This is a genomic window from Sphaerotilus sp. (genome assembly GCF_013299175.1).
In the GTDB taxonomy this organism is placed as follows: Bacteria; Pseudomonadota; Gammaproteobacteria; order Burkholderiales; family Burkholderiaceae_C; genus Sphaerotilus.
The window spans coordinates 29864-43878 of sequence record NZ_JAAFKF010000001.1; the positions used below are offsets into that span (position 1 = coordinate 29864).

The 14015-nt window shown below is 68.6% G+C and carries 11 protein-coding genes; all 11 read right to left on the bottom strand.

Annotation, left to right across the window (positions count from 1 at the left end; all coding sequences use genetic code 11):
* Nucleotides 1-7: 7 nt before the first annotated feature.
* Nucleotides 8-1690 (bottom strand): alpha-amylase family glycosyl hydrolase, encoded by a 1683-nt coding sequence (locus QZW52_RS00175; RefSeq protein WP_293993823.1) that lies wholly within the window; start codon nt 1688-1690, stop codon nt 8-10.
* Nucleotides 1677-3290, bottom strand: a complete 1614-nt coding sequence (locus QZW52_RS00180; protein ID WP_293993824.1) for an alpha-amylase family glycosyl hydrolase — start codon at nt 3288-3290, stop codon at nt 1677-1679. The genes QZW52_RS00175 and QZW52_RS00180 overlap by 14 nt, the downstream gene beginning before the upstream one ends.
* Before the next feature lie 23 nt (nt 3291-3313).
* Complete coding sequence (locus tag QZW52_RS00185) at nt 3314-3763, bottom strand: pullulanase-associated domain-containing protein (RefSeq protein WP_293993825.1); 450 nt, start codon at nt 3761-3763, stop codon at nt 3314-3316.
* Between the two features lie 35 nt (nt 3764-3798).
* On the bottom strand, nt 3799-4689 hold the full coding sequence (gene malG / locus QZW52_RS00190) for a maltose ABC transporter permease MalG (protein WP_293993826.1): 891 nt from the start codon (nt 4687-4689) through the stop codon (nt 3799-3801).
* A gap of 27 nt (nt 4690-4716) precedes the next feature.
* Complete coding sequence (malF, locus tag QZW52_RS00195; RefSeq protein WP_293993827.1) at nt 4717-6249, bottom strand: maltose ABC transporter permease MalF; 1533 nt, start codon at nt 6247-6249, stop codon at nt 4717-4719.
* A gap of 30 nt (nt 6250-6279) precedes the next feature.
* The gene (malE, locus tag QZW52_RS00200) at nt 6280-7482 is read right to left on the bottom strand and encodes a maltose/maltodextrin ABC transporter substrate-binding protein MalE (RefSeq protein WP_293993828.1); all 1203 of its coding nucleotides are present in this window, start codon (nt 7480-7482) and stop codon (nt 6280-6282) included.
* A 42-nt stretch (nt 7483-7524) separates the two neighbouring features.
* Nucleotides 7525-8622 (bottom strand): ABC transporter ATP-binding protein, encoded by a 1098-nt coding sequence (locus QZW52_RS00205; protein ID WP_293993829.1) that lies wholly within the window; start codon nt 8620-8622, stop codon nt 7525-7527.
* The gene (locus tag QZW52_RS00210; RefSeq protein ID WP_293993830.1) at nt 8615-10321 is read right to left on the bottom strand and encodes an alpha-amylase family glycosyl hydrolase; all 1707 of its coding nucleotides are present in this window, start codon (nt 10319-10321) and stop codon (nt 8615-8617) included. Before QZW52_RS00210 ends, QZW52_RS00205 begins: the two co-directional genes overlap by 8 nt.
* A gap of 25 nt (nt 10322-10346) precedes the next feature.
* Nucleotides 10347-11597, bottom strand: a complete 1251-nt coding sequence (locus tag QZW52_RS00215) for a maltoporin (protein WP_293993831.1) — start codon at nt 11595-11597, stop codon at nt 10347-10349.
* Between the two features lie 162 nt (nt 11598-11759).
* Nucleotides 11760-12866, bottom strand: coding sequence for a LacI family DNA-binding transcriptional regulator (locus tag QZW52_RS00220; protein ID WP_293993832.1), 1107 nt, complete (start codon nt 12864-12866; stop codon nt 11760-11762).
* 52 nt (nt 12867-12918) lie between these two features.
* Complete coding sequence (locus QZW52_RS00225; protein ID WP_293993833.1) at nt 12919-14013, bottom strand: LacI family DNA-binding transcriptional regulator; 1095 nt, start codon at nt 14011-14013, stop codon at nt 12919-12921.
* Nucleotides 14014-14015 lie beyond the last annotated feature (2 nt).

A 14015-nucleotide genomic window follows, 5' to 3' on the forward strand; every position in this document is an offset into this window, starting at 1 on the left:
TCAGACCTCAGAAATTGACGTTGGCCTGCAGCACCGCGAACGAGCGTGCCGGTAGCGTCACCGTGGCGCGGCCCTGTGCGTCGAGCGTCACGTCCCCGGTGCCCGCAGGCCAGCGGCGGCTCAGCGTCATCCCGGCCGGCAGGTCGGCGAGGTCGATCGTCGCTGCCCGGTCGCCATAGTTGAAGCCGACCCAGACCGTGTCGGTGCCCACGGCGGTGGTCAGCACGCGGCGGAACTGCATCCGCGTGTCCTGCGCCAGCGCGCCGCCGTACTGGCCCAGCGTCAGCGCGGGCAGCGACTGGCGCAGCGCGATCACGTCGCGGTAGAACGACCGCAGCGAGGCCGGGTCGCTGCGCTGTGCCGCCACATTCGCGCTGGCGACGTTGGCCGACAGCTCGCGGAACGGGCGCCCGGTGGTGAAGCCGGCGTTGGTCGTGCTGCCGGTCCAGCTCATCGGCGTGCGCAGGGCCGGGTCGCCGCTCAGGCCGCTGGCGCCCGCCATGCCGATTTCCTCGCCGTAGTAGACGAAGGCGGTGGGCGACGACAGCAAGTAGGTCGCCGCCGCGAGCCGCATCTTGGCTGCATCGCCGCCGAGCTGGTCCCACAGCCGCTCGCCCGCGAAGCCGTCGTGGTTGGATGCGAAGCCGGCCAGCGTGTCGGACGCGGTGGTGCGGTAGGCGGCAACGCGGGCGATGGCCGCCGTGTCGCCCTTGGCAGCAGAAACGATGTCGTATTGCTGCCCGAACGCGAAGGCACTGCCGCAGGAGTCGGCCTCGGCGTAGCGGCGCGGCTGCCCCGGCGCCTCGCAGACGAGGAAGCGCCGCGAATAACCGGCGAGCACGCCTTGCACCGCCGCCATCAGCGCGTGGTTGTCCGGCTGGTTTTCCCAGGCGGCCGGGCCGTTCTCGACAAGGTTGCTGACCGCATCGAAGCGAAACCCGTCCACGCCCCGGTTCAGCCAGAAGCGCAGGTTGTCCCGGTGCCACTCGGCGACGCGGGCGTTCTTCAGGTTGAAGTCCGGCATCTGGCTCCAGAACCCGGCGAAGTAGCTGCCGAGGCCGCTGCCGCCGTTGGTTCCGGCGCCGTACCACGGGTTGCTGCCGTAGATGTTCCAGCCGGAAGGGGTCGAGTTCTGCCACACATACCAGTCGCGCCACGGGTTGTCCGCCGCGCTGCGCGAGTTGGCGAACAGCGGGTGGGCGGCGGCGCTGTGGTTCATCACGTAGTCGATGACGACGCCGATGCCACGGGCGTGCGCCTGCTTCAGCAGCTCGTCGAGATCGGCGAGCGTGCCGTACTCGGGCGCCACGGCGCGGTAGTCGGTGACGGCGTAACCGTGGTCACGGTCCTGGCTCGGGTGGATCGGCATCAGCCACAGGCCGGTGATGCCGAGTTCCTTCAGGTCGTCGAGGCGCGAGGTCAGCCCCTTGAGGTCGCCGATGCCGTCGCCGTTGCTGTCCTGGTAGGCGCGGACGAAGATTTCCATGAAGACGCCGCGCTGCCAGTGGGCGGGCAGGGCGCTGCCGGGATCGGACGCTGCGACGGCGCTGACGCTGGCGGTGTCGATGGCCGGCGGGATGGCGGGCGTGTCGCTGCCACCTCCACCGCCGCAGCCGGCCAGCAGGGCGAGCGACAACAGCGCGGCGTGGGCGTGGGCGCTGCTGGCGCCGTGCCGGTTACTTCGCAGCATCGACGGCATACACGGCGAACGATTGCGGCCCGAGCTTGACCCGCGCCTGTCCTTGCGCATTGCTGCGCGTGGCACGACCTGCAGCAGGCCACAGCGGACGCAGCGCCTGTTTCGCGGGCAGACCGGCGACGGTCGTGGCGGCGGCCTGCAAGCCGTAGTTGAGGACGACCACCGTGCGCTCGCCCGCGTGGACGCGCTGGAAGCTGATCACCCAGCCGGTCGATGTCGGCGCCTCGTAGCGGCCCTGCTGCAGCGACGGCCGGCTGTTGCGCAGCGCGATCACAGCTTTGTAGAACGATAGGATCGAATTCGGATCGCCAACCTGCGCCGCGACGTTATGCGTCGTCACGTTGCCCGACAGGGCGCGGAACGGCTCGGCCGTCGTGAAGCCACCCGTCTGCGCGTCCGCCGTCCAGCTCATCGGCGTGCGCAGTTTGTGGTCGCCGCTCAGACCCTTGCCGCCAGCTATACCGATCTCCTCGCCGTAGTAGAGGAAGGGCGTGCCGGGTTGCAGCAGGTAGGTCGCGGCCACGAGGCGGTAGGCGTTTTCATCGCCGCGCATCCGGTCCCACAGCCGGGCGCCCGCGAAACCGTCGTGGTTTGAAGCGAAGGTGGCCATCGTCGCCGGGGCGGTCTCGAAGTAGCTGGCGACCTGCTCCAGCATCGCCGGGCTGCCGAGCGCACCGCCGACGAGCTTGTTCTGGTGCCCGAAGGCGAAGGAGCAGCCGCAGGAATCGGGTTGGCCGAACGCCAGCGGGTCGCCCGGTGCCTCGCAGACCATGTAGCGGTTCGTGTAGCTGTCCACCAGCCGGCGCACGCCGCGCATGATCGCGTGGTTCTCGGGCTGGCCTTCCCACGCGAGCGGGCCGTGTTCGACGAGGTTGCCTACGGCGTCGAAGCGGAAGCCGTCCACGCCCCGGTTGAGCCAGAAGCGCAGGTTGTCGTGGTGCCAGTCGAGCACCTTCGGGTTCTTCAGGTTGAAGTCCGGCATCTCGCTGTAGAAGCCGGCGAAGTACCAGCCGTGGTCGGATTCGTACCAGGGCGTGTTGCCGTAGATGTGCCAGCCGGCCGGCTTGTCCTTCTCCCACACGTACCAGTCGCGCCACGGGCTTTTGGGCGACGACTCGGCGTGGCGGAACAGCGGGTGGTCGGCGGCGCTGTGGTTGATGACGTAGTCGATGATCACGCCGATGCCGCGTGCATGCGCCTGTTTCAGCAGCTCGTCGAAGTCGGCGAGCGTGCCGTAGTCCTTCTCGATGTCGCGGTAGTCGCTGGTCGAGTAGCCGTGGTCGGCGTCCTGGCTGCGCATCACCGGCATCAGCCAGATCCCGCGGATGCCCAGCGACTTCAGGTGGTCCAGCCGCGAGATGACACCGCGCAGGTCGCCGATGCCGTCGCCGTTGCTGTCCTGGTAGCCCCGGACGTAGATTTCCATGAAGGGGCCGTGTTTCCAGTCCGGTGACAGCGTGCTGCCCGGATCGGCGGCGGCGACGGGGGAGGTGTCGGTCGGGACGGGTGGCGCCGCCTCGACCGCACTGACCGCGCCCACGGCGAGGCTGGTGCTGAGGAGCAGGCGGGTCGAGAGGCGGCGCAGGGTCATGGCGGGCTGAGGCTGGGCGGGGCTTACTTGCAGGGTTTTTCTTCGCGGGCCTTCTTCGCCTCGTCCAGCGAGGTGTAGCTGCGGCGGTCGCCGTCCAGCACCCAGATTTCCTTGATTGCCTTGCCGTCGAACTTCATGTCCCGGCCGCCCTGTTCCTTCGAGTCGCCCTTGTGGATGATGTAGTTGACGGTGCCTGTGCTGCCGAACTCCGAGATGTCGGCGTGCCAGTGGACGCCGAAGTCGGTGTTGCCGGTCGGCGGCATCGGCTTCTGCCAGTCCACGCCGGGCAGCGGGATGCCGGGGTTCTTCCAGATGTGCAGGCCCCAGCCCTCGAAGTTCTTGTCGCAGCGGCTGTAGTTGATGGCGATCTTGCCTTCGCCGGGGTTGGACGTGGCGTGGGCGGGCAGCATCGCGGCCAGGGCCAGCGTCAGGCCGGCGAGCAGTCGGGTGGCCGTGTGGGTGCGGGTGTGCATGAGCGTCTCCTTCGAGGTGGGTGGCGTGGTGAAAATCAACCCTTGATGCCGCCGGCGGTGAGCCCGGCGATCATCCATTTCTGGGCCAGCAGGAAGACGGCGGTGATCGGCAGACCGGACAGGATCGCGATCGCGGCGAAGTCGCCCCAGCGGAAGTTGTGCTCGTGGGCGAGCATCTTGGTGCCCACCGCCAGCGTCAGCATCTCCTCGCGGTGCAGCAGCACGGAGGCGACCGGGTATTCGATGACCGTGCCGATGAAGGCGAGCAGGAACACGACCACCAGGATCGGCAGCGCCATCGGCAGCAGCACCAGCCGGAACGACTGCCACGGCGTCGCACCGTCCACCTTGGCGGCTTCCTCGACCTCCATCGGGATGGTTTCGTAGTAGCCCTTGATGGTCCAGATGTGCATCGCGATCCCGCCCGAATACGCCAGCAGCAGCGCCCAGTGCGTGTCCAGCCCGAAGGCGGGGAAGGCGGCGCCGATGCGGTCGAAGATGGCGTAGATCGCCACCAGCGCCAGCACCGACGGGAACATCTGCATCAGCATCATCCCGGTCAGCACCTGCTGGCGACCCCGGAACTTCATGCGCGCCACGGCGTAGGCGCCGGTGGTGGAGAACAGCAGCGTGACGCAGGCCGACAGCGTGGCGATCTTCACCGAGTTCCACAGCCACTTCAGCACCGGCAGCTCCGGCTCGATCAGCGTGCCGTCCGGGCCGGGGTAGGGCAGGCCGAGGGCGAACTTCCAGTGTTCGAGGCTGAGGGTGTCGGGGATCAGGCTGCCGGTGGCGAAGTTGCCGGGCCGCAGCGACACCGACAGCACGATCAGGAACGGCGACACCACGAGGAGGCACAGCGCGATCAGGAAGACGTGCGCGGCGATGACGCGCCAGCGTTGGGACTTGTCGAGGACGATGGCCATGGGGAAAGGCTCCTGTTCCGTTCCGGTTCAGCGGCTCGACTGCTCGGCCAGCTTCGTGAACCGCATCTGCACCAGCGTGATGGCGGCGACGATGAAGAAGATCACCGTCGAGATGGCCGAGGCGAGGCCGAACTGCTGCCCCGAGTCCTGGAAGGCCATGCGGAAGGTGTAGGACACCAGCAGGTCGGTGGAGCCGGCCGGCACGCTGATGTCGAGGAAGTCCGGCCGCCCGCCCGTCAGCAGCGTGATCAGCACGAAGTTGTTGAAGTTGAACGCGAACGACGAGATCAGCAGCGGCGTCAGCGGCTTGAGGATCAGCGGCAGCGTGATCTGGGTGAAGTTGGTGATCGGACCTGCACCGGCCACCGCCGAGGCTTCGTACAGGTCGGCCGGGATCGACTTGATGAGTCCCATGCAGACGATCATCATGTAAGGGAAGCCCAGCCAGGTGTTGACGATCAGGATCATCGCCTTGGCCAGGAACGGGTCCGAGAACCACGCCGGCTTGACCCCGAACAGCGCGTTCAGCACCAGGTTCACCTCGCCCATGTTCTGGTTGAACATCCCCTTGAAGATCAGGATCGAGATGAATCCGGGCACCGCGTAGGGCAGGAACAGCGCCAGCCGGTACGCGCCCTTGAAGCGCAGGCTGTCCCAGTTCAGCAGCACCGCCAGCAGCATCCCCAGCGACGCGGCGAACAGCACGGTCAGCCCCGAGAACGCCACCGTCCACAGGAAGATGCGCCCGAACGGCTCGCGGAACTTGCTGTCCGTGAAGATGCGGGCGTAGTGCGCCAGACCGACACCGACCTTGAAGCCTGGCGCCACCGGCTCGCCCGCCGCTGTCTCGAAGAAGCCAGTCTTGAAGTTGGGCGTGAGCACCACGTCGTCGCGCAGGCTCTTCAGCGTGCCGTCGGGCTGCGCGGCGTAGAGCGGCTGCACCGGGCTGAACTGGCGCAGCGAGGCCATGCGCACCTTGACGCCGTCGGGCGTGACCAGCGTCAGCGGCTTGAGCAGCTTCTGGCGGGCGATCACCTCGGTCAGCGGCGCGGCGTCGGCGCTGGCCGTGGCTTCGTCGGCTGCGCTCAGGCGGATCTCTGCGGCGGTGCCGTCCAAGGTCAGCGGCGGCGAGGCGAAGACCTTCTTCTCGTCGTCCTGGTCCTGCAGGCGCAGGCGGAACGTGCCCTCCGAGCCGATCAACGCGAACGAGAACACCCCGCCCTCGGCCTGGTAGGTTTCATCCACCAGATACTGCCGCGCCCGCTCGAAGTCGAGCAGGTTGCGCGAGCTGTAGTTGGTGAAACCGATCGACACCGTGTAGAGCATCGGGAAGACCACGAACACCGCCGCCGCCGCGATGCCGGGGAAGAGGTAGCGCAGCGCCATCGTCTTCGCCGAGGTGTAGGTCCACGCCGCCAGCGCGACCAGCACCAGCAGCATCCCCGCCAGCAGCGTCTCGCCGACGGCGTACATCAGCGTGACGAGGTAGAGCGCGCCCAGCACCAGCACGGCCAGCAGCGCGGGGCCGGTCCAGCGGCGAACGAAGTGATCGAGTCTCATGCGGGGCCGATGCTCACGGGGTCACGTCGATCACTTGCTCAGGATGCGCTTGGCGGCGGCGTCCATCGCTTCCTTGGGCGACTGGCGGCCGTCCATGAGGTTGCCCAGCGACGAGACCATGGCCGACCAGAAGCGGCCCATCTCGGGGTTGTTGGGCATCGGGGCGCCGTCCTGCGCCGAGGCCATCGTCGCGGCGATGTGCGGGTTGGACTTCACCTCCTCGAAGAACGCCTTGCTGGCGGGCACGGCGATCGACTCGGCGTCGTTGAGCGCCTTCAGCCCCTTGGGCGTGAGCATGTAGTTCTCGATGAACTCGACCGCCAGGTCCTTGTTCGGCGACGCCTTGTTGATCATCGCGCCCTTGACGCCGACGAAGGGCGCCGCCTTGTGGCCGTTGACCGCCGGGATCTTCGCCACGCCGTAGTCGATGTTGGCCTTCTTCAGGTTGTCCCACGACCACGGGCCGTTGATCATCATCGCGACCTTGCCCTGCGCCATCGCGCCTTCCATCTCGGCGTAGCCAGATTCGAGCGGCATGTATTTCTCGCGCAGCAGCTTGTTCAGCAGCTCGACACCGGCCACCGCGCCCGCGTTGTTCACGCCCACGTCGGTGCCGTCGTAGGTGCCGTCCGCCTTCTGCTTGAACGCATACCCGCCGCCTGCGGCCAGCAGCGGCCAGGTGAAGTAGGTGTTGGTGTAGTCCCAGAGGATGGCGCGCTTGCCCTGCGGCTGGAGCTGCTTGTCGAGCGCGAGCACGTCCTCGAAGGTCTTCGGCGGCGTCTTGACCAGCGCCTTGTTGTAGACCAGCGAGATCGCCTCGATCGAGTACGGGTAGCCCCAGGTCTTGCCGCCGATGCTGAACGCCTTCCACGCCAGCGGGTCGATGTCCGCCTGCACCTTCTTGCTCGGCGTCACCGGGACGATCAGGCCGCCCGCGATCCATTCGCCTGCGCGGTCGTGTGCCCAGATCCAGATGTCGGGGCCTTTGCCGCCGGCTGCGGCCTGCTGGAACTTGCCGGGGCCGTCTTCGGGCGCCTCGACGGTGACGGGGATGCCGGTCTTGGCGGTGAACTCGGCGGCGACCTTCTGCATGCCCTTGGCGCCGTCGGTGCTGTACCAGATCAGCAGCTTGCCGGGTTCGGCGGCGAGCGCGGCCGGAGCAGTGAACGCACCCGCAGCGAGCAGGGCGGCGCCGAGGGTGGACAGCGCGAAGGTGGAGCGGGTGGAGGGCATGGCGGTTCCTTGGAGCTTGAATCGATGACGGGATCGGCGGGATCAGGTCCGGCGCGGCAGGGCCAGCCCTTGCGCGTCGAAGAGGTGGCAGCGGTGTGGCGGCAGCACGAGGTGCGCCGTGTCGCCGCTGTTCAGCGGATTTTCAGGATCGGTGCGGGACACGACGGTCTGCGGCACGCCGGCCACCTGCAGGTAGAGATAGGTCACGTCGCCGAGGTGCTCGGCGGCCTGCACTGTGCCGCGGACCTCGTTGTCGCCGGCTTGCGTGCTGGCTTGCAGATGCTCCGGCCGCACGCCCAGCGTCACCGCCGCGCCGCGCTGCAGCCGGCTGGCATCGACGTGCGCCGTGACGAGGTGGCCGCTGTCGAGGCGGACCTCGGCGCGCTCGGCGGTGGCGGATTCGAGCTTGCCGGGCATGAAATTCATCGTCGGCGAGCCGATGAAGCCCGCCACGAACAGGTTGGCCGGCTGGTGGTAGAGCTGCATCGGCGTGCCGACCTGCTCGATCACGCCGGCGTGGAACACGGCGATCCGGCTGGCCAGCGTCATCGCCTCGACCTGGTCGTGGGTGACGTAGACCATCGTGGTCTGGAGTTCGCGGTGCAGCCGGGCCAGCTCGACGCGCATCTGCACCCGCAGCGCGGCGTCCAGGTTCGACAGCGGCTCGTCGAACAGGAACACCCCCGGCTTGCGCACGATGGCGCGGCCGATCGCGACCCGCTGGCGCTGGCCGCCGGAGAGGTCTTTGGGCTTGCGCGCCAGCAGCGGCTCGATCTTGAGGATCTGCGCGGCGCGCTGCACGGCGGTGTCGATTTCGGACTGGTTCATCCCGGCCAGCTTCAGCCCGAACGCCATGTTCTTGGCCACCGACATGTGCGGGTAGAGCGCGTAGCTCTGGAACACCATCGCGATGCTGCGTTTCGAGGGCGGGATGTCGTTGACGCGCTGGCCGCCGATGTGCAGCTCGCCCGAGGTGATCTCCTCCAGCCCGGCGATGCAGCGCAGCATGGTCGATTTGCCGCAGCCGGACGGCCCGACGAAGACCATGAACTCGCCATCGGCCACGTCCAGGTCGATGCCGTGCAGGATCTCCGTCTGGTCGAAGGACTTGCGCAGCGCCTTGAAGTGCAGATCAGCCATGGGGTGCGCCTTCCAGTGCGCCGAAGTAGATGCCGTGGACGGGCAAGGAGAACTGGTGGCCCGTGCGGCGCGCGCGTTGGGCATCGGGCAGGCCCGGCACGGTCATGGGGACGCTGGCCGGCGCGTTGTCCAGCGTGATCTGGACCGGCGCCGTGCCCAGGTTGAGCACGATCAGCAGCGACGGGCCGAGGTTGCGGGCCGGCGCCTCGCGCACCAGCGCCATCACCGGCTCGGGCGCGTCCAGGAAGCGGATGCCGCCCTTGACCAGCGCCGGGAACGAGCGCCGCCAGGGCAGCAGGCTGCGCATGTAGTGCAGCGGTGCGTTCGGGTCGGCTTCGCTGGCGTCCACGGCCAGCCGGCGGTGGGCCTCGGGCACCGGCAGCCACGGTGTCACGTCCTGCCCGCCGCTGAAGCCGGCGTGTGGCGCGTCGGCCTCCCACGGGATCGGCGTGCGGCAGCCGTCGCGGCCCTTGTACTCGGGCCAGAAGGCGATGCCCGGTGGATCGACCAGCGCCTCGAAGGGCAGGTCGGCCTGTGGCAGCGCGAGTTCGTCTCCTTGGTACCAGCACACGCTGCCGCGCAGGCTCGCCAGCATGGTCAGCATCACGCGCACGAAGGACTGTGGCGATTCGGTGCCTTTCCAGCGCGTGAGCACGCGGTCGGCGTCGTGGTTGCCGATGGTCCAGCAGGCCCAGCCGCCCTGGCCGGGTGCTGCCGCCGCGGCCTCGAACTGCTCGACCTGCTTGCGCAGGTGCGCGACGCTCGCGTCCGGCGACAGCATCGAGAAGCTGTAGGTCATGTGCAGCCGCTTGTCGCCGGCGGTGTAGTCGAGCATCGTCGCCAGCGCGTCCGCATCGCCTACCTCGCCGACGGAGGTGGCCCCATAGACGTTCAGCAGCGCCCGCACTTCCTCCAGGAACTGCACGTTCTCCGGGCGGTTCTTGTCGTGGACGTGTACCTGCATGTCATACGGGTTGTGCGCGTAGGCGACCGCATCGGGTGCGTCCGGGCGCAGCGCCGCGTTCGGCCGCAGCGCAAGGTCGTGGAAGTAGTAGTTGGTCGTGTCGAAGCGGAATCCGTCCACGCCACGGTCCAGCCAGAACCGGATGTCGTCCAGCACCGCGGCGCGCACGGCCGGGTTGTGGAAGTTCAGGTCCGGTTGCGCGGCCAGGAAGTTGTGCAGGTAGAACTGCCGGCGCCGCGTGTCCCACTGCCACGACGAGCCGCCGAACACGCTCAGCCAGTTGTTGGGGGGCGAGCCGTCCGGCTGCGCGTCCGCCCAGACGTACCAGTCGGCGCGCGGGTTGTCGCGGCTCGACCGGCTTTCCCGGAACCAGGCGTGGGTGTCCGCGGTGTGGGACACCACCTGGTCGATGAGCACCTTCAACCCCAGGGCGTGGGCCTGCGCCACCAGCCGGTCGAAGTCGTCCAGCGTGCCGAACAGCGGATCGACGGCGCGGTAGTCCTCGACGTCGTAGCCGAAGTCCTTCATCGGCGACTTGAAGAACGGCGAGATCCAGACCGCGTCCACGCCCAGCCCGGCGAGGTAGCCGAGCCGGTCGAGGAGGCCCGGCAGATCCCCCACGCCATCGCCGCTGTGGTCGGCGAAGCTGCGCGGGTAGACCTGGTACAGCACCGCGCCGCGCCACCAGTCGGCGTCGGGCGGGCTGCGTTCTTCCCTGAGGTTGGTCGTGTTCATGCGGTGCTGACTGGGCTGACCGTGCTTACCACCACACCTCGGCCTGGAAGCCGTAGGTCGTGCCGCTCTTCTTGGTGCCGAAGACGCCGTTGGCCTGGGTGCCGGCCGCGTCGTTCCACTTGGCGTGCGTCACGAAGGCCCGCAGCGCCGGACGCGCCCAGAAGCCGCTCTGCAGCGTGAGCTGCTGCGCCACGGTGACCTTGGCGATCTTGGGCTTGCTGCCGCCGTCGGTCTTGCCCTGGTCGTAGCCGATCTCGACGGCGGTGCTGTGCAGGTCGCTGTAGTTGTACTGCGGGCGGATGCCGACGCTGGCCCAGACGTTGTCGTTGTCGCCGCCGAAGTTGGCGCGGCCGTAGCTGGCGGTCACGACGCCGCTGACCTTGGTGCCGGCCGGCGAGAAGTAGAAGTGGTCATGGAGGCGCCACGACTTGCCCTTGGCCACGCCGCCGCCCTGGTAGGACGGCAGCCACTCGAAGCCGCTGCCGAGCTTCTCGCCGATGACCAGGCTGGCCTTGTTCCAGCCGCCCACCAGGCCGGTCTGGGTGTGCTGCAGGAACAGCATCGTGCCCTTGCCGGTTTCCTTGGTGGCGTCCTTGGAGGCGGTGCTGCCGCTGAGCAGGACGAGTTCGCCTTCGAGCTTGCCGTTCGGGTTGACGTTCACGTCGTAGAAGCGGGCCGAGACGCGCTTGCCGACGATGTCATCGACCGCGTTGGCGTTGCCGCCGTTCTGGAAGTAGGCCAGCGACACCTTGGCCGCGCCGAGGTTGATCTCCTCGATGCCGGCGCCGGTGCCGTTGTTGCCCCAGTAGTAGTAGTCGCTCATGTGGATGTCGTGGCGGTTGTAGAACCGCTTGCCCACCCAGAGCTTGGCGCCGTCGAGCGCCGGGCTGCCGTCGAAGAAACCGCCGGCCTCGATGTACGCCTGCTCGCTGGCGATGTTGAAGTTCTTGTTGTCGGTCGTGTCTTCCCAGGGCTGCTTGCCCTTTTCCTTGAACGACAGGGTCTGGTGGAACTTGGCCCAGGCGCCGTCGGACTTGCCGAAGGGCACCGAGGTGGTGATGCTGGCGAAGTTGTCGCACTCATTGCCGAGGCGGTACTTCGAGCGGATCGGCCAGGTGCCTTCGCCGAAGCACTGCAGGTTGCCGCCCGCGGTGGTGCCGCCGACCTGGCTGCGCACGTAGCCGTGAACGTCGATGCCATCGGCGCGGACGGCCGTGGCGGTGAACAGGCTGCCGATGGCCAGGGCCAAGGGCAGCAGTGCCTTGTTGCTTTGCATGTCGATGCTCCTCGTGGGTGTTTGCCGGTGTTCGTGCGAACTAAATCGATTCAGATGACGCATGGTTGCCATTCTGAATCGGTTCAGACGATCGTCAAGTTGTGCAAAGTCAGGTTTTTCCCTAGGTGAGGGAAAACCTGATCCGGCCGCAATCCCGGCAGATCAGGTGTCGCGCACCACCAGCTCGACCCCCAGCAGGGAGGGGCGCAGCCCGTCCAGCAGGGCCTGGACGGCCAGCACACCCTTGCGGTGCGCGTCCTGGCGGACGGTGGTGAGTCCGGCGGCGTGTGCGGCCGGGATGTCGTCGAAGCCGACGGCCGCGGCCAGCACCATGTCCTGCCACTGGCGCACTTCGGCCAGCGCGGCCAGGGCCATGCGATCGGTCATTGCCACAATGGCGAGCCGGCTGCCCGACGGCAACGACGGTCGCAGCGCGGCCAGTGCCTGTGCGGAAAATTCCGGGCGCGTGTCGTCCACCTCGATCCAGTCGATCGTGTCGATCGGGCGGCCCATGCGGCGGGCGGCCTGCACGTAGCCGATGCGCCGCTCGATCGCCACCGACGTGCTGCGTGGCTGCACCTTGCGCCCGCTGGCCATCGCGTGCCGGCGCTGCTGGCCGTTGAGCGTGAAGCACACGGCCAGCACGCGGTCGGGCTGCTTCGACAGCGCATACGCCATGGCCTGCTCGGCGCCGTTGCGGTCCTCGATGCCAATGGCTGGCACACCCTCCACCACCGTGTCCACCAGCACCAGCGGCTTGCGCGCGGCCACGACTTCCGGCACGAGGTTGGGGCCGATCTCCGCATGGACGATGAGTGCGTCGGCGGTGGTCTGGAAGGCGGCGGCGAGCTGCAGGTCGCGGCCGAGCTTGGGGATGAGCTGCAGCGACAGCGCCCGCTGGTCGAGTTCATGGCTGACGCCGCGCAGGAAGTCCAGGCTGATCGGGTCGCTGAGCGCGAACTCCAGCCCGTGGTGGTAGACGACGGCCACTTCACGTACCTCGTCGCGCCGCCGCAGCGCACGGGCCGCCGGATCCGGGCCGAAGTAACCCAGCTCGCGCGAGCGGCTGATGATTTCGGTGCGCAGCGTCACCGAGAGCTGGTCCGGGCGGTTGAAGGCGTTGGAGATGGTGGCCGGGCTGACCCCGAGCGCCTTGGCCACGTCGCTGGCGGTCACCTTCGGTCGCGTGGGCGGCTGGGTGGGCACAGGCAGGGTGGTCGGGTCGGGGATTGGATCGGGGGGCGTCGTTGCCGTGCGCTTGGAAGCCATGGGGGGTCGCGTGCTCTGAGACGGGCGCGATTGTCGGCGGCATTGGCGCCCATCAGCCCGCCAGATACGGCCCGCCGCGGATATTTTCAGCGCAGAACAGGCGAAACTCGTTCGGCTCGGCCGGTGCGGGCTGCTCGACATGGCCGCTGGCGTGCAGCAGGTGGTGCAGCGCACTGGCGATCTGCCCGTCCGGATCCTGGTCGATCACGAGGTCGAGCAGACCCAGGCGCAGCAGCGTGCGGTGTTCGTCGCTGAGTTCGTGGCCGACCCAGACCGGGCGCTCGGCCGGCGCGAGCCGCTGCAGTTCGGCCGCGATGCCCGCCGAGCCGGCACCGCTGTGGTACAGGCCGACCAGCGGCACGCCGTCGCGCTGTGCAGCGGCCAATGCGTGGCGCAGCGCGAGCTGGCAGCGGTCCGCGTCGTCGTGGCAGGGCACGGGCGCACCAGGGTCGATCAGGGGATGCCGCTCCGCCAGCACCTCGGCGCAGCCGCGCAGCCGGTCGGCGTGGGCGCGGTAGTCGAGCGTATTCGTCAGCCGCAGCACGCGGCCCGGCCGTTGGGCGAGGCGGCCGATGAAGTGCCCGGCGGTGCGGCCCGCGGCGAGGTTGTCGATGCCGGCGTAGTGCAGCCCCGGCACGTCGCCCATGCCCCCGATCCCGCTCATCAGCGTGACCACCGGCACGCCCAGTTCGATCTGGCGGCGCAGCATGGCGCGCACCGGCGGCGTGTCGTGCAGCGCCACGATCAGGCCGTCGCGGCGGTGGCGCGGCCGGCTGAGGAGGTCTTCCACCTGTGCAGCGTGGGTGGCCTCGACGGTGTGGCGGTGGACCAGGATGCGCCGGTCCAGCATCTGCGCCGAGCGGGTCAGCGCCAGTTCCAGGCGGCGGAAATAGGGGGTCGTGCTGCGCGCCAGCACCACGTCGAAGCGCGTCAGGCCATGGCGCGGATCGGGCAGCACCCGCGGCACGCCGAGCTGGCGCGCCGCGGCGATGACGCGGGCCGTGGTGTCCGCCGAGACACCGCCGTGTTCGTTCAGCACGCGGTTGACGGTGGCCATGCTGACACCGGCGGCGGCAGCAATCTCGGTGAAGCGGGCGCCGCGCTTGCGGCGCACGGCGGGGGCAGGGGGCGGGACAGCGTCAGTCATCC

What these genes read in the sequence shown, in the direction of transcription:
- QZW52_RS00175 (WP_293993823.1), bottom strand. Translation starts at nt 1,690, where the DNA reads ATGCTGCGAAGTAACCGGCACGGCGCCAGCAGCGCCCACGCCCACGCC.
- QZW52_RS00180 (WP_293993824.1), bottom strand. Translation starts at nt 3,290, where the DNA reads ATGACCCTGCGCCGCCTCTCGACCCGCCTGCTCCTCAGCACCAGCCTC.
- QZW52_RS00185 (WP_293993825.1), bottom strand. Translation starts at nt 3,763, where the DNA reads ATGCACACCCGCACCCACACGGCCACCCGACTGCTCGCCGGCCTGACG.
- malG (WP_293993826.1), bottom strand. Translation starts at nt 4,689, where the DNA reads ATGGCCATCGTCCTCGACAAGTCCCAACGCTGGCGCGTCATCGCCGCG.
- malF (WP_293993827.1), bottom strand. Translation starts at nt 6,249, where the DNA reads ATGAGACTCGATCACTTCGTTCGCCGCTGGACCGGCCCCGCGCTGCTG.
- malE (WP_293993828.1), bottom strand. Translation starts at nt 7,482, where the DNA reads ATGCCCTCCACCCGCTCCACCTTCGCGCTGTCCACCCTCGGCGCCGCC.
- QZW52_RS00205 (WP_293993829.1), bottom strand. Translation starts at nt 8,622, where the DNA reads ATGGCTGATCTGCACTTCAAGGCGCTGCGCAAGTCCTTCGACCAGACG.
- QZW52_RS00210 (WP_293993830.1), bottom strand. Translation starts at nt 10,321, where the DNA reads ATGAACACGACCAACCTCAGGGAAGAACGCAGCCCGCCCGACGCCGAC.
- QZW52_RS00215 (WP_293993831.1), bottom strand. Translation starts at nt 11,597, where the DNA reads ATGCAAAGCAACAAGGCACTGCTGCCCTTGGCCCTGGCCATCGGCAGC.
- QZW52_RS00220 (WP_293993832.1), bottom strand. Translation starts at nt 12,866, where the DNA reads ATGGCTTCCAAGCGCACGGCAACGACGCCCCCCGATCCAATCCCCGAC.
- QZW52_RS00225 (WP_293993833.1), bottom strand. Translation starts at nt 14,013, where the DNA reads ATGACTGACGCTGTCCCGCCCCCTGCCCCCGCCGTGCGCCGCAAGCGC.